Consider the following 22,468-nt stretch of genomic DNA (forward strand, 5'->3'; position numbering starts at 1 on the left):
AGATGTTTATTTCTTTTCTACTGCATGTCCGCCAAATTCATTGCGCAGAGCTGCTACTACTTTTCCCGTAAATGTATCATTGTCTAATGAGCGGTAGCGCATTAATAGAGACATTGCGATAACAGGAGTTGCTGTTTGAAGGTCTAATGCTGTTTCTACTGTCCATTTTCCTTCACCAGAAGAATGCATAACACCCTTAATTTCATCTAGTTTTGCATCTTTAGAAAATGCATTTTCTGTTAGTTCCATTAACCAAGAACGAATGACTGAACCGTTGTTCCACACTCTTGATACTTTTTCATAATCGTAGTCAAATTCACTTTTCTCTAAAATCTCAAATCCTTCACCAATAGCAGCCATCATACCGTATTCAATTCCGTTGTGAACCATTTTTAAGAAGTGACCACTACCAGCTTTTCCAGCATATAAGTATCCATTTTCTACAGCAGTATCACGGAAGATAGGTTCAACGATATCCCAAGCTTCTTGATCTCCTCCGATCATATAACAAGCACCATTACGAGCGCCTTCCATTCCGCCAGAAGTTCCTGCATCCATAAAGTGAATGCCATCTTTCTTTAGTTGCTCATATCGGCGAATGGACTCTTTATAATGTGAATTACCCGCTTCAATTAAAATATCTCCTTTTGATAAAAGTGGTGTAACCTCATCGATAACAGAATCAACAACAGCGTGTGGTACCATAACCCAAAGAACTCTTGGTGATTGTAATGACTGAACAAGTTCATTTAAGCTAGATGTACCTGTAGCCCCGTACTCTTTCATTTCTTCCACTGCACTTGCATTTAAATCAAATGCTACTACTTCATGTTTATGATCCATTAAATTTTTCCCTAAATTTAATCCCATTTTACCTAACCCAATTAATCCTACTTGCATAATATAATTCCTCCTCAAATCATCTTTTATTAAAAATCCACATCACTACAATCTGGAATACCTTTCAGCACTGAAATGTTAGTACGTACAGAAAGGTATTCACAGTCATAGCTTAAGAATTCAACACATTTTTTGTAATTTGAACAACATTTTCTGTCGTAAATCCAAATAGATTCATGACTTCAGCTCCAGTTCCTGAAGCTCCAAATGTTTCAATTGATAGTACTTTTCCTTCTTGTCCTACATAACGTTCCCAACCGAGAGATACACCCATCTCAAGAGATACTCGTTTCGTTACAGAAGACGGAAGAACGGATTCTTTATATTCGTTCGATTGGCGATCGAATAATTCCCAGCTCGGCATTGCAACGATGCGAACAGAAACTTGATCTTCTTCTAATTTTGCTTTCGCACTAGCAGCTAAGGATACTTCAGAACCTGTCGCAATTAAAATTACATCTGGATTTTCATTCGTTTGTGTTAATACGTAAGCTCCTTTAGAAAGATTCTCTATGTTCGCTTTCGTTTCATGAAACACCGGTAAATTTTGACGGCTCAGTACTAAAACGACTAGACCTTCCGTTTGCTGTAAAGCATACGCCCACGCACTTGCTGTTTCATTTGCATCTGACGGACGGATAACTGTTAAACCAGGAATTGCCCGAAGAGCTGCCAAATGTTCGATTGGTTCATGCGTTGGACCATCTTCTCCTACAGCAATCGAATCATGTGTAAATACGTACGTAACAGGTAACTTTTGCAATGCAGCCAGTCGAATCGATGGACGAAGGTAATCGTTAAATACAAAGAATGTACTTACGAACGGCTTTACTCCTCCATGAAGTGCCAGTCCATTCGCTGCCGCGCCCATTGCATGTTCACGTACACCGAAGTATATATTTCGGCCAGCATACGATTCTACTGCATACACTGCTTCACCTTTTATATCTGTCATCGTAGAATGAGAAAGATCCGCACTTCCACCGAAAATAGAAGGAATCGATTTCACATAATGATTAATAGCTTCCCCACTTGCAACACGAGTGGAAATCGTTTTTTCAGTATCAAAGGATAGAATGTCTTTCGCTTCGATTAAAACCTCACCTGTAATCGCTTTTTCTAATTCATCTGCTAGTGCTGGATTCGACTCTCTATATACGTTGAACTGCTCATTCCACTTGTTCTCTTTTTCAATACCTTTTTGCTTCAGTTCATTAAAATGAGCTGTTACTTCTTCAGGTACAAAGAAATCTTCCTCATAATGCCAACCATACGCTTGTTTTGTCGCTGTCGCTTCTTCTACTCCAAGCGGGTTACCGTGTGCTTTGTTTGTTCCAGCAACTTTTGGACTTCCGTAACCTATAATCGTTCTAATTTCTATAAGAGTAGGTTGATCCTTATTGTCTTTCGCTAATTGAATCGCTTTTGTAATCGCATCAACATCGTTTCCATCCTCAACTCTTACATATTGCCAATGTGCAGATTCTACCCTTTTCTGCATATCTTCAGAGAAAGCAATGTTTAATTCTCCGTCAAGTGAAATTTCATTTGAATCATACAGTACAATTAACTTACCAAGTTTCATATGCCCTGCCATTGACATCGCTTCATAAGCGACACCCTCCATTAAGTCACCGTCCCCCACTAAAGCGTACGTATTGTGATCTATAATAGAGTGACCATCCTTATTGAACTTCGCTGCTAAATGAGCTTCCGCCATTGCCATCCCAACAGCATTTGCAATGCCTTGTCCTAACGGGCCTGTAGTCGCTTCAACTCCAGAAGTGTGACCAAACTCAGGATGTCCTGGTGTTTTACTATTTAACTTTCTAAAACTTTTCAAGTCATCAATTGAAACGTCATATCCAGCTAAATGAAGTAGGCTATATAATAAGCTAGATCCATGTCCAGCCGATAAAACGAATCGATCACGGTTAAACCATTTTGGATGATTCGGATTATGATTTAAATGATTCGCCCATAATGCATAAGCCATCGGTGCTGCGCCCATCGGAAGACCTGGATGACCTGAATTTGCCGCATTAATAGCATCAATTGATAACGTACGAAGTGTATTCACTGCTAATTGATTTATGTTTTGTGTCATAATAATCGTCCCCCTAAATGCTTTCATGAAAGAAAGTACTTATTTTTCCGTTTCTTGATCTAACCACCATTTAAATCCACTTTCTTGCAATAATTCATGAGACGCATCTGGACCATATGAACCAGACTCATATTCATGAAGTGGTAATAAGTTTTCCTCGAATGCTTCAAGAATTGGTTGTACCCATTCCCATGACAATTCAACTTCTCTCCAATGTGCAAAGAATGTAGCGTCTCCACTCACAGCATCATGAATAAGTCTTTCATACGCTTCAGGCACTCCTACATCTGCTTGCTCGCAAGTAAAGTTAATACGCATCGGTTCAATTTCTCCATTTTTCAATGGATTTTTACTATTTAACTGTAACGAAACATTCTCACCTGGGCTAATTTCAATTATTAATAAGTTAGGTTCTGCGTTTGGATTATTATCTTGGTATTGCTGTTTTAGCGTATTTTTAAATTCGATTACAATACGAGTAGACTTTTCTTTCATTCGTTTGCCTGTTCGTATATAGAAGGGAACGTCAGTCCAAAATGGATTATCGATCCATAAACGAGCAGCAACAAATGTGTCTATATTAGAAGAAGGATTTACTCCTGGCTCCTCTTTATATGCTACAACTTGTTCACCTTTTATTTCTCCTGAAGCGTATTGTCCGCGAATGATATGGTTTTGAACGTCTTCTTTTTTCACTTTACGAAGCGTCTCCATTACCTTTCGCTTTTCCTCTCGAATTTCACATGCATTAACCTTTTCCGGCAGATTCATAGCAGTCATCATTAATATTTGTAACATATGATTTTGAACCATATCTCGAATGGCTCCTGCCTGATCATAATATCCTGCTCTTTCTTCAACCCCAACTGTTTCACTCGCTGTAATTTGTACATTCGCTATATGCTCTTTGTTCCAAATTGATTGGAGAACAGGATTTGCAAATTCTAGTGCTTCAAGGTTTTGAATCATCGGCTTACCTAAATAATGATCAATACGGTATATCTCATCTTCTTCAAACGTGCGACTAAGCTTATCATTAAGCTCACGAGCAGATTTGAGATCGTGCCCAAACGGTTTCTCAATCATTAGGCGTTTCCATCCATCCGTTTTATCAAGTCCGCTTTCCTTAATATTTAAAGCAATGGTCTCGAAAAATTCAGGAGCAACGGAAAGATAGAACATTCTATTCCCTTTTATATGTAGTTCTTCTTCCCTTTCACGAACGACTTGCAATAATCTCTCATAGTCTTCCGGCTTACTCACATCTAATGGACAATAGCGAAAATTATCTAAAAAACCTTCAAGTTCTAGAGTACCTTCTTCTCTATGACGGGAAAATGTCTCTATTGATTCTTTTATTCTTCCTTGAAAGTCTACATGAGATACTTGGCGTCTTCCAAGCCCGATAACGGATATTTGCTTTGGAAGCTTTTGATCTCTATATAAGTTATATAGTGCGGGGTAAATTTTTCGTTTCGCTAAGTCCCCTGTCGCTCCAAATAAAACAAAGGTCATTGATTCCAATTTCAGTCCCCCTCTTGTTGTATAATCCTTGTCAATATTTTAAAAATGAATTGTACAGAAGCCCCTGTTTTTATAAAAAACAAAGAATTCGCAAATTCCAATTCTTTTTATACCTTTCGCTTTCTAATTGTCCCCAATATTAATAGTGGCAATTCAAAGCATTTCCATCACATCTTACTTACCTACTGTCACTTAAATAAAATAACTTAATTATCAAAAGTAATTAGGTTATTTTATATCTATCATATTAACCACATAGATTATCATCGTCAAGTAAAGTGTCTCGAATTAAAGATTTCCCATTCCGTACTATCTTTTCGTACTTGTTTATTTATTAGAATTATCTTCATCACATAAAATGAATAATAAAAAGGCAAACACGAACAAGAATATGTTCGTGTTTGCCTTTTTATTATTGCTTCAATTGATTTTTAACCGCTCTTATAACCAATTCATGATCTTCTTCTGGTGGTAATCCTGAAACGGTTATCATTCCAATAACCCCTACGTTTTTTATTCTGATAGGAAAGCATCCACCAAATGCAGCGTATTCCGAAGTATCTAAAAGATATTTTTCATTATAGGAGACTCCAGTTATTTCACTTTGTACCTGCATATAATACGAGCTACGATCATGCAGGGAAACGACTCGTTTTTTACGCTCAATCCATTTCGTATTTTCCTCATTTGTCCCCGTCATCTTAAAATGAAATAATTGCACACCATTTTTCGTTATATCAACAGCAATCAATTTTCCCTCTTGCTTCGCTGTTTCAACGATAAATAAACCTAGTTGTAAGGCATCTTCATTTGTAAAAGAGGAAAATTGAAGTGTTTCCTCCTCTTTTAAAATTTGTTTACTTATTTCACTCAAATTTGAATTGCTCATATCTTTATCCCCCTTACTCACTTTATGCCACATGGATATTTTTCAATTTATGTGACTCTATCGTATGACCTTTCAATATTACTAGTACTCTCTTCCTCTTGGTGCTAATAAGAATTATATTTAACGCATTCAAAATGTATGTCCCTTAAAATGCTGCTATACGCACTAAACATTTCGTATAGAGACATCAACAACATTACAAGCTAAAAAAACCAATTGCTTACGCAGCTGGTTCGCTAAAACTTCATATGGGATATTCATTCAACCAAAGGAATGCTTGTCTATAATCATCAAAAAACTTTACGGATTCTTTCGTATTGGATTGTTGTAAATAATTCATGATCTCGCCTTCTTCAAGGAGAAAAGCAATTGCCTTACTGTGATTCAAAATCGTTTCATTAAAAAACTTCTCTTTCCATACTTTTTGAACAGAAAAATGATCTGGTATGTAGCCTTTTCTATCTACCAACAATTTGTATTTCCGTCCCTCGGAAATGAATTGCTGACAAACTTGCTCGAAACCATTAAACCATTCATACACATCATCTGTTTTAATCTTGCCGATAAGACGAGTAACAATTATATCTCCCGAAACCGTTGTGCTAACATTCAGTTTACTCAACCTGAAATCATCTCCCTTAGCTACAATTATGCGGAATTATCTCCTAAAAGCAACAAAATAAAACTGTAACGCATTAAAAAGGACAGACCCTCCAAACGGAGAAGCCTGTCCCAAAATCGTTCTATTTTTCATTCGAACTAATAATCGTGAATTAGAATAATGATTTAATACTTGCTAAAACAGTAAGTACACCTACAATAATAACAAATACGTTACTCATTTTCCCTTTGTATTTAGCTAGTACTGGTACTTTTTGAATCGCATACATCGGTAATAGACATAAGATAGCAGCAACTAATGGACCACTTAAAGAATCAATAAGTCCAAGAATACTTGGATTTGTGTAAGCAACAAACCAGCATGATAATACAACAAAAGTAAGAACGATTGTCTTAATTGTTTTTTCTTCAATTACTTTTCCACGTGATTGACCGAACTTAATAATCATGTCACGCATTACTTCAAATGCTCCGATATAATGGCCAAGGAAAGATTTTGTAATAGCCACAAAAGCAATGATTGGAGCGGCAATCGTAATTACAGGTGAATTAAGTTCATTCGCTAGATATGAAAGGATTGATAAGTTTTGCTCTTTTGCCATTTTTAAATCCTCTGGAGTTAAGCTCAGTGCACTACTCCAAACGAAGAACATAACTACAACGAATGTCATGATGTAACAAACTTTTTGTATTTGCGCACATTTCGCATCAGTAGCTTCGATTCCATACGTAGCTCTCTGTTTCACAACAAATGATGAAATCATAGGTGAATGATTAAATGAGAATACAATGATTGGTAAAATCATTAATATCGTTCCAAAATATCCTGTTCCTGTTGAAGCAGTAGAAACAGCTGAAAAGCTAAGCATTGACGTATTCCACTGTGGAATTAAAGATATTGCGATAAATAGTAGAGAAGCTATGAAAGGATACACTAGCATACTCATGACTTTTACAGTAATATCTTGACCAAAATTCAGTATAGCGATAAGACCAAGAACTAATACAAGTGATAAAATAGCCCTTGGAGGTTCTGGCATGTGCAATTGATGTACGATAAAACTACTTGTAGTGTTTGTAAGCGCAACCGAATACATTAGTACGATTGTATAAATTGAACCGAAATATACGATGTTAAAAATGATACTCGCTTTATTTCCGAAATACTCTCTAATTGTACCTGTGATCCCCTCATCAGCAGAATTAGAAGCGTATATCATTTTAGCAAGTGCCCTATGTGAGTAATACATAACTGGATATGCAAGCAATGTAATTAGTAGTAACGATAATAATCCACCTGAACCTGCATTAATCGGTAAAAAGAGCACCCCTGCTCCAATTGCAGTTCCAAATAGACTGAGTGCCCATGTAGTATCCTGCTTATGCCACTTTTTCGGATCTGCATATTGCTCGTTTTTTCGTGCGGTATTTTCAGCTTGAACTTCTATTTTCTTTGCAGTATTCCCGTTCATATAATAACTCCCCCTTTTATCTATTCCTGCAGCTCTCTTTATAGCTAACGAATATTTTTCTTTTTCGGAAAATGAATTCCTTACAAGTTGCCCCACATTGTATGTCCTTCATCAAAATGAATCCAAATTAAAACATTCGCTAGATAGCGTCCTAATATAATTGTTAGCGTTAACAAAAAAGTTTACTCGTACTATCCGCTCCTTATATAAAGACCGCTTAAGAGAACAATATAGAATAGATTTCATAAATACGTTGCAACATTTTTAATAACAATGTATTACTTTAATGGTTTCTCTAAATTACTTGTAACAAGTAATTTTAGTTAAACCGGCCTCTCTTCATTTATGAGGCATTTCTTTCTCAATTCTATACATCACTTTCATAGCTTCGGCAGCATTTATGGTATTGATTACACAAGCCACTGAAGCACTTTACATACATTTCGCCTCTAACCACACACCTTTCTTACTTATAATCGCATTTTTTATATTTTCTCCAGAGATAATAAAATTTCTCTCGACGCCCTCATTATAACGTGTATATTTATAAAATTAATATTTTTATATTTTCAGAAATATTTAGTGAACAAAATTTTATATGGATAATATTTTACAGTTCGTACACAACCCTTGTTCCTAGCGCTTAAAACTGAATGAATTAAAATAAAATACAGTCATACAATACTTATCAAAGTTACTCATTTTAAAGATACTTATATTTTTTTCTGTCAAAAAATTATTTTAATCAAAAAAAGATATTCCGATAAATGATTAACGTAGTTAAAAAGAAATATCTTTTTGAATGTACAAACAAATTTTAAGGATATATATTATCACTATTGCATTCATATACATTTTTAGGAAAAATACTTTTTTAATTCATAGCAATAAGAGGACCGCTAACATTTTACAAAAACCTACGCTACACGAAAAAATAAAATGAGCTGCCCATATCAGGCAGCTCATTGACATAATTATCATTATCAGGAGTGGGCAAACAAATCATTTCAAAGTCACCTTAATTCGATTTTTTTCAACTCTTCTTCAGGAATATCTCTATGTTTATACCGAATCGTTTTTACATCGTTTCCTTTTATACGAAAAGTAATTGTGTCCTCTCCATAAGGCGGATTATGCGCACCCTCAAAAGTTTGAATTTGAACAGTTACATAAAAAATATTGTTTGTTTTATCTGTTTTTATTTCAAGTATTTTTTCAGAACCTCGATACCAAAGTTTTGGTTCCTTATAATAGTTTTCAACTTCTTTACTTATCGGCTCTAATAAGAGATTAATGACCACTTCTTTTAAAAACTGTTTTGGTACGGGTATTCTGTTAATTTCCTTCCTTTTCACATCTATAATTTTCCAAAAACCGCCACTCTTTTCAACAGTATAAAGAACATTCGTACCGTCTGCTTTCCAAAGATGAAAATAACCTTTATTTCCCTTAATATATAATCTTGGTTCATCAATCCACTCACCTTCTGTTTGGACTATCCCTAGAAACAGTTGAGTAAGTGGTGTTATCTTATAACCTAATTGATTAAAATCACCAAACGAATAAATTTCATAACCGGTTAAATCTATGTCAAAGCCTTTATTTTTTACAATTGCTTGAGTGGGAATACAGGGTAATAAAAAACTCAGAAAACATATGATGCTAATTATTTTTATTTTCATACAACCAATCACCTCTTTTATTAAAATGCAACAAAAGAGATGATATTATTGATTATTGCACGATTCAACCTATTAAAAGCAAATCATATAATCTCTAAAACCTCTCGTTAACTAGCTCTTTTATCGAGTTTAATTTTGAAGAAAGCTCGATAAACCATTCTTCGTCTCCTGTTAATAATGCAAGGTCTATAAGATAAAGGATTTGCTCCTTATTGATTACCTTTGATTCAGGGAGTTTGTTAACATGTTTACTAAAGAGTAAAATCGCTTCGTTTTTTGTGTACTTGTCGTCGCGTTTCACAATGCTAACTGTAACTACATCTTCCACTTCATCAAGTGATACAATGTAACCAACTATAAATTCGCCCTCATTTGATATTCCACGAACCCAATCTCCTACTTTTAAAACATGATTATTATTTGACAACATACTTTTTCACCTTCTTGTCAATATTTTTTGTAACGATAAACAAGGAATAAAAACGAAATCAAACTGTAATATTTTCCATTACATTTAAATAGTAAGAACTTACGGCTCTATATAACAAGTAAGCCGCTTAACGTTCTTGATTGATAAGATCAACAACTTCTTTCATTGTATAGTTCTTTAAGTATTCACCTAGATGTTCTTCCGCACCTAAGAAAATAGCGAAAAGAACTTTTCGCATGTTTGAACCTACAATACACTGATTATTTGACTCAGGACACTTAGGCTGCAACGCACCTTCAGAGGTTATCTGATATATATGCCAAAGGTTAACTTCACTTAAATCTCGAGCAAAAATAAAACCGCCACCAGTCCCCTCTTTCGATTGTATAAACTTATGTTTTTTTAACAAACTTAGCACTTTGCGAATGCGTACTGGGTGAACACCTGCACTTTCTGAAATAGCGTTACTTGTTGACATCCGGTCTGGCTGTAAAGCTAAATAAGTTAAACTGTGTATGGCCAAGGTAAAGTCGCTGCTCATTATTTTCCTCCTACGATCCAAAAAAATTATTTCTCCTATATTCACATACTGTAGCTATAAACATTACAGATAGATTAGCCAAACATTAAAACATATAAGACCCACTCTTAGCATAAAGAAATAGATTCCATAACTTCATTTAGCTTTTTAAGTTACAATACATTTAAAGACTCCATTGTTTCTTCACTTGTTCTTCTGCCAACTGTTTAATTTTTTTCCACACTGTATCTTTGCTTACAATAACATTTGTTTGATAATTTCTATCGTTATAATTAACTGTAACACATACTTCAATCATCTTCTGCTTCCTCCTTTCAAAAAACTTTTCTTAAAAAATATTACTTGTTAATTAGCCAACTTTTGCAGTTCAATATTTAAAAATGTTCGGACGCTACGTGGTAAAAATTTGCGAATTTCTTCTTCGTTAAAACCAATCTGTAATCTTTTCTCATCCAGCATAATTGGACGACGCAACATTAGCGGATGCTCAATGATTAATGTATAAAATTCATTTAGCGAGAGCTCATCTATATTTATATTTAAGTCTTGAAAAGTTTTGGATCTAGTTGAAATAATTTCAGTAGCTCCCTCTTCCGTTAAACGAAGAATGGATTTAAGTTCATCCACTGTCATAGAGTTGGATACGATATTTTTTTCAGTATAATCAATTTGATTCTCCTCCAGCCATGCTTTTGCTTTTCGGCATGAACTACAGCTTGCTGTTGTATATAAAACCACCATATTTCACTCACTCCTTTAATTTTTTTATGAAATGCACATTTTAAATATCGGTTACTGAAATGTATTAAAAAAAATTACAGTTTAGAATCAAATTCACGTAATGTTAGTTATTCAGCAATGTTTCATTTATCTCTATTATTCATTTCTTTTAAAATGCTTCTTCTATACATTTGTTGAAACTACATTTTACAGACGATGACAACTCACTTCTAAAAAGCTTACTGTAATTTTAAACCTTACAGTTCAATTAATCAAATGTTAAGTCTTGGAGTAATTAATCATTTTTTTATGTGAATTTCCCCCATAGCGTTATTGAAGACACAAAAATAGGTTGAGGCAATACGTGCCCCAACCTATTTTTTATACCTCTTTATAACTTTTTGCAGTAATAACTGTTTCAAATTCAAAGGTTTCTGGCAGGTGATCAGCATAAGAGTATTCAAAAGTTCGTCCATCCGTTAAATAGGCCACCTGCTCCACTCTCATTAGAAAATCTTGATTTGTTAAGTTCATAAACTGCTTTTCCCTATCATCTGGGCGAATTCCTTTGACCCTAACAACGGATGTTCCCACTTTAAGACCTAGTTTATTTTGAATGTATGAGTAGATCGACTCCTCTAAAACCGAAGCTTCAACACCTGGAATGACCGAAATAGGCATCCATGTATGCTCCATAATCGTTGGGATACTGTGAATGATACGAAGGCGAATGATTTTATATACGAAATCCCCTACTGAAATGCCCAATTTTTCAGCAATGATTTCCTCAGCTCCGACAATCGTAAACTCGATAATTTTACTTTCTACCTCGCTGCCATAAACAGCTTTCGTACCTGTTAAAGTTTGAATCATTCGTGCCTTTTCCTGTTGACGCCAATCTTGAACGACTGTTCCACTTCCGCGCCGACGGATGATGTATCCGTCTCTCACTAACAGATCCAGCGCTTTTTTTATTGTCAGGACTGAAACGCCAAATTCTTCAGCAAGTATAGGACTACTTGGAATTTTTTCGTTGATTTTATATTCGCCATCTAAAATTTTCTGTTTCATTTTTTGATAAATGCCGAGGTATTTTACTTGTGTTGATCCGCTTGCCATTTCCATACCTCCTTTATGCTGTATTCCCTCTTCTATTCATTCAAATGTAAAGCCTCCAGTTTGTAAACTGAAGGTGATGGCGCAGCGAATCCATTTTCTAAAATTTCAATATTCGTTATTGCTTCTTCGTCTTTCACAAGCTTTGGTGCACCATTTACAATTGTTTCATACGCTGCATCATAGAAACGACCGTAATCACCAAGCGGCGTTTTAATTTGTTTTTCAATCCAATCACCGTTTGCATTGCGATATTTAGCAACCCCATAGTACATCGGCGAATCTTCACCAAATCCTGCACTCTCAGGCATAATACCCGCTTTCAGATCATTTTCCTGCTGGTCTTCACCATATTTAATAAACGATCCATTTGTCCCATGAACGATAAAACGCGGATAATCCTTCGCTACAACATGGTTCGTTTTTAGTTTAATTTTCAGCTTATTTCCATAATGTAGACTAACATCAAAATAGTTATCAACCGCACCTTCCACTTCATTATTACGAATATCGTATGTCACCGTATCTGGACGGCCAAACAGTGCAATCATACGGTCCATCGTATGAATACCTAAACTATAAAATGCGCCTTCTTCTTTTGGAGCTTCATGAATGATTGAACCAGGACGGAAATAATCAATATGTGATTCAATCTCGACAATATCACCAAGGAATCCTTGTTCCACAACTTGCTTCACTGCTAAAAAATCACCATCAAAACGACGGTTTTGGTAAGGCATAACTACTACACCTTTCTCTCGTCCTAAAGCTAACAATTCTTTCGCATGTTCTACTGTATCGCAAAATGGTTTTTCAACGATAACTGACTTTCCCGCAAGTATAACTTTTTTCGCCAATTCATAATGCGTATGTGCTGGCGTACAGACTGTCACTACTTGGATTTCTTTATCATTCAACAATTCATCCAAATCAGTAGTAAAGCTAGCACCTTTTTCCTCATATGGAGCTACTAATTCTTCATTTATTTGACGTACAAAAATCGTTTTTATTTTTATATTATTACGTGTGTTTACATAAGGTAAGTGATAGCGGTTAGCTGACTTTCCAAATCCAATAAAGCCCATTGTTAATGTCATGTTCTTCAACTTCCTTGCTCATAAATTTTCGTTTCTATATTTATTATATAGTTTAGTTATAAAAAGTATATAGTTTTGATTTATAAATTATATATTAAATAAAAAATTCAGGTTAAAAAGGAGCATAACAAATATGGCACACACTACTACATCTATGGAAATTTTCGGTTCACCTGAACAAGTATGGCAATTAATTGGAGGATTCAACTCCCTTCCAGACTGGTTACCTTATATACCTAGCAGTAAATTAACTGAAGGCGGTCGTGTACGTCACCTAGCTAATCCAGATGGTGATACGATTATAGAACGTTTAGAAGTATTCAATGATAAGGAACGGTACTACACGTATTCAATCATGAATTCACCATTCCCAGTCACTAATTATGAGTCCACAATCCGGGTTAAAGAAGGTGCTGAAAGTAAAACATCATTAGTAGAGTGGTTTGGTACGTTCACTCCTGTTGAGGTTAGTGATGAAGAGGCAATAAATCTGTTTCATGGTATTTACAGTGATGGACTGAAAGCATTGCAGCAAGCATTTTTAGATTGAACTACTAAAAAACAACGAAAAGCAAAGCGATATCGCTTTGCTTTTTTATAAAATCCCTTTTAACTTTTCACCAATTAACTTCGCTACATACTCATAGCCTTCTATCCCAAAGTGCAAACCATCTTTTTCATCATTTTCTACAAACCTTTTATAATCACGTTCTTGAATCATTTCAGCATACAAATTTAGAAAGTGACTTCCCGTTTCTTTCGCCACTTTCTCTACCACATCTGCATACTGACCGAGCACTTTATTTGTTCTATTGTGCTGTCTTTCCTCATCAACTGGCGCGGGACTGATAAGCAGTACTTTATCTGACGAAATCCGCTTCACAATCTTCTCTAAGTTTTCTTTATATACTTGTAATGATCCTTGTGAAAAAGAAACTGCATCATTCGTGCCAAGAAAAACTGTTACGAAATCTGGTTTATGTGATAATACATCTTCTTCAATTCTATGTAACGCATCGAACGTATTATCACCCGGAACCCCCGCATTTACCACCTTCCAATTCGGAAACATCTCTTGCAAACGCGGTGTTAACCTCGGCGTTCCATCAAAAAACGTTTCATCAGCTGTAATACTATCACCGAAGCATACTAACGTATTCATAAAGTCTAACTCTCCTTTTATGTATGAAATAATTTTCCTTCTACCGCCTTCATATATCTTTCAGCAGAACGTTCCACTGCCTCATTTGCATTTTCTTTTACTACACGATGAAAAGCGTTGTATAAACGATTAAATTGTAACGGCTTTACTCGATTCACCATTTCTTCCACTTTTCTCGCTGGTAATGGAATTAAGTTTGGATAGCTGTACATAAAGCTTACCCATCGCTCATCTGCTACAACTTGAATAATATCGCCTGTTAACAAAATTCCTTTTCCGTCATTACCTTCTTCCCAATGTAAGACAGATCCTCCTTTAAAATGACCACCTAAACGATGAATGACCAATCCATCCGCTAATTGTAAAGACTCACCAGACCAATAAATAATACGACTACTCGGGCGTATCACCCACTCTTTATCATCTTCATGTATGTAAATTGGTACATCAAATGTCTCTGCCCATTCTACTTGCGTTGAATAATAATGAGGATGAGACAATGCAATCGCATCTAATCCGCCAAGCTCTTTTATTTTCGTAATTGTCATTTCATCTAAATAAGTAATGCAGTCCCACAGCAAACGATATGACTCTGTTTTCACTACATATGCCGTTTGACCGATCGCAAACCCTGGTTTTGTCGTAATACTATAAAGCTCGTTTTCCTCTTCGATTATTTCATTTTTATATGTATCACTTGTTTGTAAGCTTTCTAGCGTCGTCCAAGACTGTCCTTTCGGATTCACATATTGCCTTTCTTCATCACAAATATGACAACTCACCGGTTCTTCTACACTCGCTGCATACTGCACACCACACGTTGTACAAACATAATTTTTCATGATCATTTCCCCTATCCCTATATTTTTATTAAGCTGATTTTTTATTTTCAATTAATAAAATGATAATGGAATTACAGTAAATCCTTTTTCTTTTCTGAAACACACTGTACTTGTCGTTCCTCCGTTCAACACTTTTATGCTATTTAGATCATGTGAAATCACTTTCTCCTTAACTAGTTGTGCAGCGATTACTGAAATGTCCATTCCCTCACCCTTTAATACCGAAGATTCCATCAATTTAAAAGACAACTTTACTATTATTTGACAAACACAAAGGAATTCCTTCTAAAAATCTTAATATAACAAAAAACATTTACTTTTATATTTCAAAAATAAGGAAATACTAACAAAAACGTTACATACCTATAGGAGGACAATATGAAACCTGAATTTTTAAAAGCTGTACATGATGCCATTGGAAATGTCGAACACATTCATATAGAAGAAAGCGGTGCTGACAGCTTACTTATCCATCATGATGATGCACAGCAGTTACAACAAGTCGCTAAAACGTTAGAAAACAACAATTTCCGCTCTGCTTTAAGAACAACTGGCGATGCTTCGTATATTGAAGTATTGAACAGATAATGAAAGTCCGGATGTATGCCGGGCTTTCTTTTTTATATTGAAACTTCAAATTCTTTCACATACACCGCTATTCCAGCAATATCTATTTGTAACTTCTCATTTTCTACATCTTTCGTTACATATACCGTTACACGACCATCTTTATTTATTTCCTGTCCTTGTTCAACAATTAACTCCATTTCATGGTCAAAATCTTTTTCCAAATACATCGCATAATACGCCCCCATTACACCTGAAGCTGTTCCTGTCACTGGATCTTCTATCGTTCCAGCATAAGCCGATGAGAAATGACGTCCATGCATTTGTGCCTGTTCATCATAAGTTTCTAGACAAATTGGGTGAATAGAAGCATTAGGTATTTCTTTTAATACTGATGGAAATGCAGCATTATTAGGGTTCATTCTCTCACACGCATCTAGATTTTTAATCGGTACAATTACAGTCCAATTACCAGTACTTCCATATACAATCGGTAAACTTACATCTAAATCATTTACTTCTAAACCGATACTATGAGCTAATTCTTCTTTTGAACCTGTAAATTCTTTAAACTGAGGTGCTGCCTGCCTCATTTTAATAAAGGTTTCTCCATTTTCATTTACACCTATTTGTATCGGTAAAATCCCAGCCTTCGTTTCAATCGTAAGGTTACTTTTCTCTTCTAATAAACCTTTTTCGCGCAAGGCATATAGCGTCCCTACTGTCCCATGACCACATAAATCCATTTCAAAACCAGGTGTAAAGTAGCGCATTCTTATATCTCCTACTTCTGAGGAAAGAACAAAAGTTGTTTCATTATATCCAACTTTTTCAGCAATAAGCTGCATCTCCCCTTCCGTTAATCCATCTGCCTCTAATACAATACCTGCTGGATTCCCCATATTCGGTTTATTCGTAAATGCGTCATAATGAAATACATTTATAGTCTTCATTTTCTTTTCTCCTAACCCTCATTAAAAATTTTATAATAAAGCTCTATCTCCGTTTTCAACGAACAATGATTTCTCCAAAATATCCTCTGCATCTTTTCATTCGATGTATGCGTGCTTCCGATGTAATAAGTAGCCCCCATTTCCTTTAACATATGCAACGATTGAAGGTGCAACCGAGAAGCAATTCCTTTCCCGCGATAATAAGGCATTACCCCAAAGTAAAATAATCGTCCTTCACTTTCTGTTCCAGTTTCTATATGGGGTATAGACATACCAATCGGCTCATTTTTATCATAAAAAACAATACATGACCTTTCCCAGCCCTTACCTAACTCTGTTTGCACTGAATAAAAATGCTCATCGATAGTTAAAATTGAAGTTTGATTCCCTGAACCCGACATACATTGTTCCCAAATATATTTAAAATCTTTTTCCGATAACGTTCCTTCTGCTATTGATCGATATGTATATTGTCTTTCAGGCTCTTCTACATTGTTCAATTCTCTACATACTTCTATCTTTGCGGCATACAAAGAAAAACCGGCATCAAGTAACATTCTCACACTTGAGTTATAACTACTAAACCTTTTGTTTAATACAATACTCGCTCTTTTTAACTCCCAGTTAAAACAAATTTCTTCAAACCTACTTATCTTCTCTTTATAAGTTTGTACGTTATAAAAAATATCTTCTTCTATCTCTTCAATCGTTAATGCATTTGGCAAGCCATTTAATACTTTTTTTGAAGGACCAAATAAACTTTGAACAACTGTAAGGTCGTACTTCACCACTTCAATTCCCCCACACCCGGCTCAATAAACTTACCTGAAGCATCCACATTTGAATCGATTACCCAATCATATATATTTTTTGCTCCTTCAGCCGGAGTCATATTCGCATCAAAAGCACCAATATCAGTTTTTAATTTTCCTGGGTGAATAGCAGTTACACGAATTCCTTTATCCTCAAACTCTTGTTGTAAGCAGAGCGTTAACATATTTTGTGCAGCTTTAGCAATTCGATAGGAATAGGAAAACTGACCTTGCGAAAACTCTTTGTTCGCCATTTTATGTAATGAACCTAATCGAGAGGACACATTTATTATTCTCGGATGATCCGATTTCTCTAAAGCTACATATGTACCTTTTACAGCTCGAATTACACCTAAACAATGAATATTAAATACATCCGTTAACTCTTCTGAATTCGTATGTAAAACTTCAGTCTCCTTTCCAGTAATGCCAGCGTTATTTATAACTAGATCCAAATACCCTGTATATTCCGCAAGCTGGTTCTTAATTTGCTCCGTACTCTCATCAAGTGATAAGTCTGCCAATATAGGAAAACATCTGCAACTAAACATTTTCTTCAATTGTATTAACGCAGCCTCAGTTCTAACTAACGGATAAACGATATGTCCATTTTCATGAAACACTTTTACTAACTGTAACCCTAATCCACGATTTCCACCTGTAATTAAAACTCTCATATATTCATCTCCTTATTTTTAAAATAAATAAGAAAATCCACCCACTTACCATTCTCTAATGAAAACGCCTCTCTCTTACATTCAAATGAAAAACCCGCTCTTTCCGCAAGACGAACGGATGGCTCATTATCAACACGTATATGTAATTCAATTCTATGAAAATGAAGACGATTAAAAAATAACGGTAACGCAGCTTTTACACTTTCTGCCCCATATCCATTTTTCCAATATTGATTATGAATAGAGTAGCCCATCATTGCCCACTGATAATCCATACGTAAAATCTTTATAAGTTCTAGCTTTCCAATATTAGCCCCGTCTTCTTTACGAAAAATGCCTAATACATACATTTCATCTCGATGTGCTGCTTCATCAAAACCTCTTATCCATTCCGTGAACCATTCTTTCGTTGATGATGCCATAACTTGATAACCATCGTCATATGTATACTGCGATGGTAACCTCTTATGAAATCCATCGAACCAATTTTCATAATCATCATTTTGGAACGGACGAATCATAAGTCTCTCTGTCTCTACCTGTAATAGCGGAAGCTTCATTTACATCTCTTCCCTTAATTAATATTTGAATTTTCTTTATTATCTTACACAAAATACAAAATCTAGTAAATTATTATGTTCTTGATAAACAAAAAATCCAGTTATGCTTTATACATAACTGGATTCCTCATCACCTAATCATTTTTTATTTTACAAGTACACCTTCTCTTAATTCCCTCTTCAACACTTTCCCTAAAGCATTTTTCGGTAATTTGTCCATAAATACAACTTCTGGTATTTTATAACTTGCCAGTTTTTCTTTACAATGCTGTATAATTTCTTCTTCCGTTAAAGATGTTTGCATATCTTTTACAATATACGCCGTTGGAACCTCTCCCCAAAAATCATCTGGAACCCCAACTACTGCAACTTCTAAAACACCATGTATTTCATGAATAACATCTTCTACTTGATCTGGATATACGTTATCACCACCGCGTATGATAACGTCTTTATATCTTCCCATAATATGCAGGAATCCATCGTCATCTATCATGCCAGCATCGCCCATGTTAAACCAATTATCTTTTACTACTTTCTTTGTCGCCTTTTCATTATTCCAATACCCTTTAAACATATATGGACTCCTTACATGAATCTCCCCAACTTCATTTGTTGTTAGTTCATGTCCTGTTTCTGGATGAACAATTTTCACCTCTACATGTTTCAAGGTTTTCCCTACAGAAGACATCTTTTCTTTTCCCATCATTGGATGCCATGAAGTTACAACCCAACCTTCTGTACTACCATAGCCTTGCACCATATATATTCCTTTTTCCATATATTTTTGGATGAGTGTTTCTGGCACTTTTGTTCCACCGCTTTGTGCTACTTTAAAAGTTGAAATGTTACGTTCCTTTTTATTTAGTTCATCAAGCATATAGCTATAAACAGCTGGGAATGCAAGCATCGTCGTAATTTTCTCTTCTTCAATCTTATCCCAAATAAGAGTAGGATTCGAATCAGCTAAGAAAATCATCGTAACACCGTGATAAATGCAATTTAAAATAGAAAGCACGCCACTCATATGGAACAATGGATGCACGGATAAAAAGCGTTCTCCTGCCGGAATTTCTCTTTGTCCTGCAATCTCTGCAAAATAATGATGTAAGTTTTTATGTCCAATTACACATGCTTTTGCTTGTCCAGTCGTTCCTGAAGTAAATAAGTAAATGGCATCATCATCTTCATGAACTTCTACGTTCGGCTCTGTACTTGGCTGTTCTTGTAATGTTAATTCAAATGAACCAAAGCCTTCTTTTGTCGTTTGAATTACATAAGGAATTTCTTTAACAGCATCAATCTTTAAAGCTTCATGGAACTCTTCATCAATAACTAACACTTTTAATTTTGCTTCTTTTACAATCGTTTCTAATTCATACGCAGTAAGCTGATGGTTTAGCGGAATACATACAGCCCCAATTTTTAAACTTGCCATCATAACGCTTGGAAATGGATGATTATTTTTGCATAGTATTCCAATACGATCTCCTCTTTGTACACCGCTCTGTAACAAATAATGTGCAAGCTGATTTACTCGTTCATTATACTGCTGAAACGAATACCTTTTCCCTCCCCCTACAAGCGCTTCCAAATTTGGTGATTGCATTGCTCTTTTGTGTAATAATTTTTGCATCGTTCTCAAGTAAAACTCCCCTTTATATATGTTAGGTTTTTTATTTTACCAGATTAATTATTAATTTACTAAAGATTACACTTAGTGAATATAAATTTTATAAAAATAGCCATCTACTTAACAAGTAAATGGCTATTCCCTCTTATATATTAGAATACTCCTTATTCATCACATATCGTACATACTCCGGTGCGCTTTTATCAATCTCTTCATCACTTAATTTATATTCAGCACCGTATAAATAAAACGAAGGTATAAATTTCATATCTGTATATAAGCATGTAGCTTGAAATGGTTTTGTTAACTCATCCATCGTGATCCCACTATTTTCATAGTCTTTTTCTAATCCACCTATCGAAATAGCTACACCAAATTCTTTCCCCTTCACTTTATCTCCTTTTGATCCGTAAGCAAATCCATATGTTAATACATCGTCAAACCATTTTTTTAATAATGGTGGTGAGCTGTACCAGTATAGCGGAAATTGAAATATATATCGGTCGTGTTCTACTAACAGCTTTTGTTCCTCTTCCACATTAAACTCCCAATTCGGTGCCGCTTTATATAATTCATGCACCGTAATTTCATCCGAATATTTCTCAAGTTCTTCAATCCATCTTTTATTAATTTTTGATTTTTCAATATCAGGATGTGCTACAATTACAAGTGTTTTCATCATCTTCCATCCCCTTTATAAATTATTCAACCCTTTACGTATTAGTATGAATGAGTCACATATAATTGAAAAGTACGTACTTTAAAGTGCTATAGGAACCGTGAACTACCTACCACTTAGTATCTCTTACGAGCTTACCCCGAAGTGGAGGCTTCTCGGTTCATCGTTACTTTTGATAGCTAACGAATTTGTCCTAGGACAGCCGAGCTAACTCCCTTGTTCCAAAGGTTATTTTCTTACTATTTATGCCAACACTAATAATCGGATGGCTTCCTTTTTGATATTGATCGCTGCATTATAATCACGGCCAATTGTGAGCCCACACGAACACGCATACGTGCGTTCACATAATGGCATTTCTTTTTTATTTCCACAATTACTACACATCTTTGTAGAAGGAAACCATTTATCTATTTTTACAAGCTGTTTTCCTTGTTCTTGTAGCTTATATGCTAAAAATGCCGTGAACATCCTCCAACCGTTGTCCGCTACACTCTTACCAAATCTAAGTGCTCGTGACATTCCTTTCATATGTAAGTCTTCGATTGCTACAACGTCAAAACTCGTAGCTAATTCTTTAGACTTGAGATGAAGGAAATTTTTACGTTGATTGGCGACTTTTTCATGCAACTTCGCTACACGAATGCGTTGTTTATTCCAGCGCTCTGAACCTTTCACACGTCTTGCTAATACTCGTTGTGCCTTTGCTAATTTCTCTAACATCTGACGATAAAAGCGAGGATAATTGGCTTTCTCATCTTCGCTACTCACGTATAATTCAGCCATTGCGAAGTCTAATCCAACTACAGTTTGTACTTCTTTTTGTACAATCTCTTTTTCATATTCAGTCAAGATGGACACATAGTATTTACCAGTAGGTGTCATCGAAATCGTACACGATTTGATGATATGTTTTGGCGGGATTTCTCTATGTTGCTTCAGTTTCACCATTTTCAACTTTGGTAATTTGATATAACCATGAAATAACATAATATTTCCGTTTACTCGATTCGTTGTATAGGATTTTCTACTCTTTTTACTTTTGAATGTAGGAAAATCACTTTGACCACTAAAAAAATTCTTATACGCAGTTTGCAAGTTTAATTGCGCGTTGGCCAATGCCAATGAATCAACTTCTTTCAACCATTCATACTCTATCTTATATTTTGCAGGAGTAGGGAATTTTTCTTTCTTTAGTTCTTCCTTGTCCTCTTTATATTTTTCATATACTTCTATTCGTTCAGCCAGCATTTTGTTATACACAAAACGTACACACCCAAATGTTTTTCGTATGAGATGTGCTTGTGCTTCTGTTGGATACAGACGAAATTTATACGCCTTATTCTGCTTTGGCATATCCATTCACCTCATTTTCCGCTTCATTTTCCATAAGCTATGACGGTGATCACACAACCTGAACACTACAAGATTATTATCTACTTTCATTGTTATACCAAAATTCCTCTCTTATAAGACTGATTATA

The 22,468-nt window shown here is 35.3% G+C and carries 24 protein-coding genes and 1 pseudogene; 2 read left to right on the plus strand and 23 right to left on the minus strand.

Annotated elements, in window-relative coordinates:
• Nucleotides 1–6: 6 nt before the first annotated feature.
• The 13 genes from gnd to PDQ68_RS09945 form a co-directional block, all read right to left on the minus strand.
• Entirely contained in the window at nucleotides 7–900 is an 894-nt protein-coding gene (gene gnd / locus PDQ68_RS09885) for a phosphogluconate dehydrogenase (NAD(+)-dependent, decarboxylating) (RefSeq protein ID WP_001195921.1), read from the minus strand.
• Between the two features lie 112 nt (nucleotides 901–1,012).
• Nucleotides 1,013–3,007: a transketolase gene (gene tkt / locus PDQ68_RS09890; RefSeq protein WP_061183600.1), complete on the minus strand. Its 1,995-nt coding sequence runs from the start codon at nucleotides 3,005–3,007 to the stop codon at nucleotides 1,013–1,015.
• A gap of 39 nt (nucleotides 3,008–3,046) precedes the next feature.
• Nucleotides 3,047–4,531 carry a glucose-6-phosphate dehydrogenase gene (gene zwf / locus PDQ68_RS09895; RefSeq protein ID WP_000445366.1) on the minus strand — a complete coding sequence of 495 codons (1,485 nt, stop codon included), beginning with the start codon at nucleotides 4,529–4,531 and terminating at the stop codon, nucleotides 3,047–3,049.
• 412 nt (nucleotides 4,532–4,943) lie between these two features.
• A complete protein-coding gene (locus PDQ68_RS09900; protein ID WP_124878316.1) occupies nucleotides 4,944–5,453 on the minus strand; it encodes a heme-degrading domain-containing protein in 510 nt (169 codons plus the stop codon).
• A 211-nt stretch (nucleotides 5,454–5,664) separates the two neighbouring features.
• A complete protein-coding gene (locus PDQ68_RS09905) occupies nucleotides 5,665–6,072 on the minus strand; it encodes an STAS/SEC14 domain-containing protein (protein WP_116733382.1) in 408 nt (135 codons plus the stop codon).
• 121 nt (nucleotides 6,073–6,193) lie between these two features.
• Nucleotides 6,194–7,513, minus strand: coding sequence for an aromatic amino acid transport family protein (locus PDQ68_RS09910; protein ID WP_061183602.1), 1,320 nt, complete (start codon nucleotides 7,511–7,513; stop codon nucleotides 6,194–6,196).
• Between the two features lie 1,013 nt (nucleotides 7,514–8,526).
• Nucleotides 8,527–9,195, minus strand: a complete 669-nt coding sequence (locus PDQ68_RS09915) for a DUF3888 domain-containing protein (RefSeq protein WP_061183603.1) — start codon at nucleotides 9,193–9,195, stop codon at nucleotides 8,527–8,529.
• Between the two features lie 94 nt (nucleotides 9,196–9,289).
• Nucleotides 9,290–9,625, minus strand: coding sequence for an IDEAL domain-containing protein (locus tag PDQ68_RS09920; protein ID WP_000950600.1), 336 nt, complete (start codon nucleotides 9,623–9,625; stop codon nucleotides 9,290–9,292).
• Nucleotides 9,626–9,752: 127 nt separating this feature from the next.
• Complete coding sequence (gene saiR, locus PDQ68_RS09925) at nucleotides 9,753–10,166, minus strand: Rrf2-family transcriptional regulator SaiR (RefSeq protein ID WP_000093222.1); 414 nt, start codon at nucleotides 10,164–10,166, stop codon at nucleotides 9,753–9,755.
• Between the two features lie 163 nt (nucleotides 10,167–10,329).
• Nucleotides 10,330–10,464 carry a BA3454 family stress response protein gene (locus tag PDQ68_RS09930; protein WP_000573534.1) on the minus strand — a complete coding sequence of 45 codons (135 nt, stop codon included), beginning with the start codon at nucleotides 10,462–10,464 and terminating at the stop codon, nucleotides 10,330–10,332.
• A gap of 47 nt (nucleotides 10,465–10,511) precedes the next feature.
• Nucleotides 10,512–10,907: a transcriptional regulator SpxA gene (gene spxA, locus PDQ68_RS09935; protein WP_000261188.1), complete on the minus strand. Its 396-nt coding sequence runs from the start codon at nucleotides 10,905–10,907 to the stop codon at nucleotides 10,512–10,514.
• Between the two features lie 360 nt (nucleotides 10,908–11,267).
• A complete protein-coding gene (locus PDQ68_RS09940; RefSeq protein ID WP_016718109.1) occupies nucleotides 11,268–12,005 on the minus strand; it encodes a GntR family transcriptional regulator in 738 nt (245 codons plus the stop codon).
• 32 nt (nucleotides 12,006–12,037) lie between these two features.
• Nucleotides 12,038–13,099, minus strand: coding sequence for an oxidoreductase (locus PDQ68_RS09945; RefSeq protein ID WP_016718110.1), 1,062 nt, complete (start codon nucleotides 13,097–13,099; stop codon nucleotides 12,038–12,040).
• Nucleotides 13,100–13,232: 133 nt separating this feature from the next.
• On the opposite strand from PDQ68_RS09945, the gene PDQ68_RS09950 reads away from it, so the two are divergent.
• Complete coding sequence (locus PDQ68_RS09950) at nucleotides 13,233–13,649, plus strand: SRPBCC family protein (RefSeq protein ID WP_000951525.1); 417 nt, start codon at nucleotides 13,233–13,235, stop codon at nucleotides 13,647–13,649.
• 45 nt (nucleotides 13,650–13,694) lie between these two features.
• Here the strand turns inward: PDQ68_RS09950 and PDQ68_RS09955 are convergent, their stop codons facing one another.
• From PDQ68_RS09955 to PDQ68_RS09965, 3 genes and pseudogenes are all read right to left on the minus strand, one after another.
• Complete coding sequence (locus PDQ68_RS09955; protein WP_016718112.1) at nucleotides 13,695–14,261, minus strand: SGNH/GDSL hydrolase family protein; 567 nt, start codon at nucleotides 14,259–14,261, stop codon at nucleotides 13,695–13,697.
• A 17-nt stretch (nucleotides 14,262–14,278) separates the two neighbouring features.
• Nucleotides 14,279–15,103 (minus strand): MBL fold metallo-hydrolase, encoded by an 825-nt coding sequence (locus PDQ68_RS09960; protein WP_061183604.1) that lies wholly within the window; start codon nucleotides 15,101–15,103, stop codon nucleotides 14,279–14,281.
• An 84-nt stretch (nucleotides 15,104–15,187) separates the two neighbouring features.
• A pseudogene (locus tag PDQ68_RS09965) lies at nucleotides 15,188–15,352 on the minus strand (aminoglycoside phosphotransferase family protein); the annotation flags it as partial.
• Nucleotides 15,353–15,481: 129 nt separating this feature from the next.
• On the opposite strand from PDQ68_RS09965, the gene PDQ68_RS09970 reads away from it, so the two are divergent.
• Entirely contained in the window at nucleotides 15,482–15,691 is a 210-nt protein-coding gene (locus PDQ68_RS09970) for a hypothetical protein (RefSeq protein WP_000801653.1), read from the plus strand.
• 32 nt (nucleotides 15,692–15,723) lie between these two features.
• Here the strand turns inward: PDQ68_RS09970 and PDQ68_RS09975 are convergent, their stop codons facing one another.
• The 7 genes from PDQ68_RS09975 to PDQ68_RS10005 all read right to left on the minus strand — a co-directional run bounded on the left by PDQ68_RS09975 (nucleotide 15,724) and on the right by PDQ68_RS10005 (nucleotide 22,340).
• Nucleotides 15,724–16,623, minus strand: coding sequence for a PhzF family phenazine biosynthesis isomerase (locus PDQ68_RS09975; protein WP_061183605.1), 900 nt, complete (start codon nucleotides 16,621–16,623; stop codon nucleotides 15,724–15,726).
• Between the two features lie 11 nt (nucleotides 16,624–16,634).
• Nucleotides 16,635–17,411 carry a GNAT family N-acetyltransferase gene (locus PDQ68_RS09980; RefSeq protein WP_061183614.1) on the minus strand — a complete coding sequence of 259 codons (777 nt, stop codon included), beginning with the start codon at nucleotides 17,409–17,411 and terminating at the stop codon, nucleotides 16,635–16,637.
• Complete coding sequence (locus tag PDQ68_RS09985; RefSeq protein WP_061183606.1) at nucleotides 17,408–18,112, minus strand: SDR family NAD(P)-dependent oxidoreductase; 705 nt, start codon at nucleotides 18,110–18,112, stop codon at nucleotides 17,408–17,410. Before PDQ68_RS09985 ends, PDQ68_RS09980 begins: the two co-directional genes overlap by 4 nt.
• The gene (locus PDQ68_RS09990; protein ID WP_061183607.1) at nucleotides 18,109–18,672 is read right to left on the minus strand and encodes a GNAT family N-acetyltransferase; all 564 of its coding nucleotides are present in this window, start codon (nucleotides 18,670–18,672) and stop codon (nucleotides 18,109–18,111) included. Before PDQ68_RS09990 ends, PDQ68_RS09985 begins: the two co-directional genes overlap by 4 nt.
• 145 nt (nucleotides 18,673–18,817) lie before the next feature.
• Complete coding sequence (locus PDQ68_RS09995) at nucleotides 18,818–20,317, minus strand: class I adenylate-forming enzyme family protein (RefSeq protein ID WP_061183608.1); 1,500 nt, start codon at nucleotides 20,315–20,317, stop codon at nucleotides 18,818–18,820.
• Between the two features lie 133 nt (nucleotides 20,318–20,450).
• A complete protein-coding gene (locus tag PDQ68_RS10000; protein ID WP_029141166.1) occupies nucleotides 20,451–20,984 on the minus strand; it encodes an NAD(P)H-dependent oxidoreductase in 534 nt (177 codons plus the stop codon).
• A 243-nt stretch (nucleotides 20,985–21,227) separates the two neighbouring features.
• Nucleotides 21,228–22,340: an RNA-guided endonuclease TnpB family protein gene (locus PDQ68_RS10005; RefSeq protein WP_061183609.1), complete on the minus strand. Its 1,113-nt coding sequence runs from the start codon at nucleotides 22,338–22,340 to the stop codon at nucleotides 21,228–21,230.
• Nucleotides 22,341–22,468: the final 128 nt, after the last annotated feature.

The sequence above is a fragment of the Bacillus cereus group sp. Bc010 genome (assembly GCF_027716745.1).
In the GTDB taxonomy this organism is placed as follows: domain Bacteria; phylum Bacillota; class Bacilli; order Bacillales; family Bacillaceae_G; genus Bacillus_A; species Bacillus_A pacificus.

Excerpts from the sequence above, each read along its gene's own strand:
- gnd (WP_001195921.1), bottom strand. The coding sequence starts at position 900 with ATGCAAGTAGGATTAATTGGGTTAGGTAAAATGGGATTAAATTTAGGG.
- tkt (WP_061183600.1), bottom strand. The coding sequence starts at position 3,007 with ATGACACAAAACATAAATCAATTAGCAGTGAATACACTTCGTACGTTA.
- PDQ68_RS09900 (WP_124878316.1), bottom strand. The coding sequence starts at position 5,453 with ATGTGGCATAAAGTGAGTAAGGGGGATAAAGATATGAGCAATTCAAAT.
- PDQ68_RS09910 (WP_061183602.1), bottom strand. The coding sequence starts at position 7,513 with ATGAACGGGAATACTGCAAAGAAAATAGAAGTTCAAGCTGAAAATACC.
- PDQ68_RS09915 (WP_061183603.1), bottom strand. The coding sequence starts at position 9,195 with ATGAAAATAAAAATAATTAGCATCATATGTTTTCTGAGTTTTTTATTA.
- PDQ68_RS09920 (WP_000950600.1), bottom strand. The coding sequence starts at position 9,625 with ATGTTGTCAAATAATAATCATGTTTTAAAAGTAGGAGATTGGGTTCGT.
- saiR (WP_000093222.1), bottom strand. The coding sequence starts at position 10,166 with ATGAGCAGCGACTTTACCTTGGCCATACACAGTTTAACTTATTTAGCT.
- PDQ68_RS09930 (WP_000573534.1), bottom strand. The coding sequence starts at position 10,464 with ATGATTGAAGTATGTGTTACAGTTAATTATAACGATAGAAATTATCAA.
- spxA (WP_000261188.1), bottom strand. The coding sequence starts at position 10,907 with ATGGTGGTTTTATATACAACAGCAAGCTGTAGTTCATGCCGAAAAGCA.
- PDQ68_RS09940 (WP_016718109.1), bottom strand. The coding sequence starts at position 12,005 with ATGGCAAGCGGATCAACACAAGTAAAATACCTCGGCATTTATCAAAAA.
- PDQ68_RS09945 (WP_016718110.1), bottom strand. The coding sequence starts at position 13,099 with ATGACATTAACAATGGGCTTTATTGGATTTGGAAAGTCAGCTAACCGC.
- PDQ68_RS09950 (WP_000951525.1), top strand. The coding sequence starts at position 13,233 with ATGGCACACACTACTACATCTATGGAAATTTTCGGTTCACCTGAACAA.
- PDQ68_RS09955 (WP_016718112.1), bottom strand. The coding sequence starts at position 14,261 with ATGAATACGTTAGTATGCTTCGGTGATAGTATTACAGCTGATGAAACG.
- PDQ68_RS09960 (WP_061183604.1), bottom strand. The coding sequence starts at position 15,103 with ATGAAAAATTATGTTTGTACAACGTGTGGTGTGCAGTATGCAGCGAGT.
- PDQ68_RS09970 (WP_000801653.1), top strand. The coding sequence starts at position 15,482 with ATGAAACCTGAATTTTTAAAAGCTGTACATGATGCCATTGGAAATGTC.
- PDQ68_RS09975 (WP_061183605.1), bottom strand. The coding sequence starts at position 16,623 with ATGAAGACTATAAATGTATTTCATTATGACGCATTTACGAATAAACCG.
- PDQ68_RS09985 (WP_061183606.1), bottom strand. The coding sequence starts at position 18,112 with ATGAGAGTTTTAATTACAGGTGGAAATCGTGGATTAGGGTTACAGTTA.
- PDQ68_RS09990 (WP_061183607.1), bottom strand. The coding sequence starts at position 18,672 with ATGAAGCTTCCGCTATTACAGGTAGAGACAGAGAGACTTATGATTCGT.
- PDQ68_RS10000 (WP_029141166.1), bottom strand. The coding sequence starts at position 20,984 with ATGAAAACACTTGTAATTGTAGCACATCCTGATATTGAAAAATCAAAA.
- PDQ68_RS10005 (WP_061183609.1), bottom strand. The coding sequence starts at position 22,340 with ATGCCAAAGCAGAATAAGGCGTATAAATTTCGTCTGTATCCAACAGAA.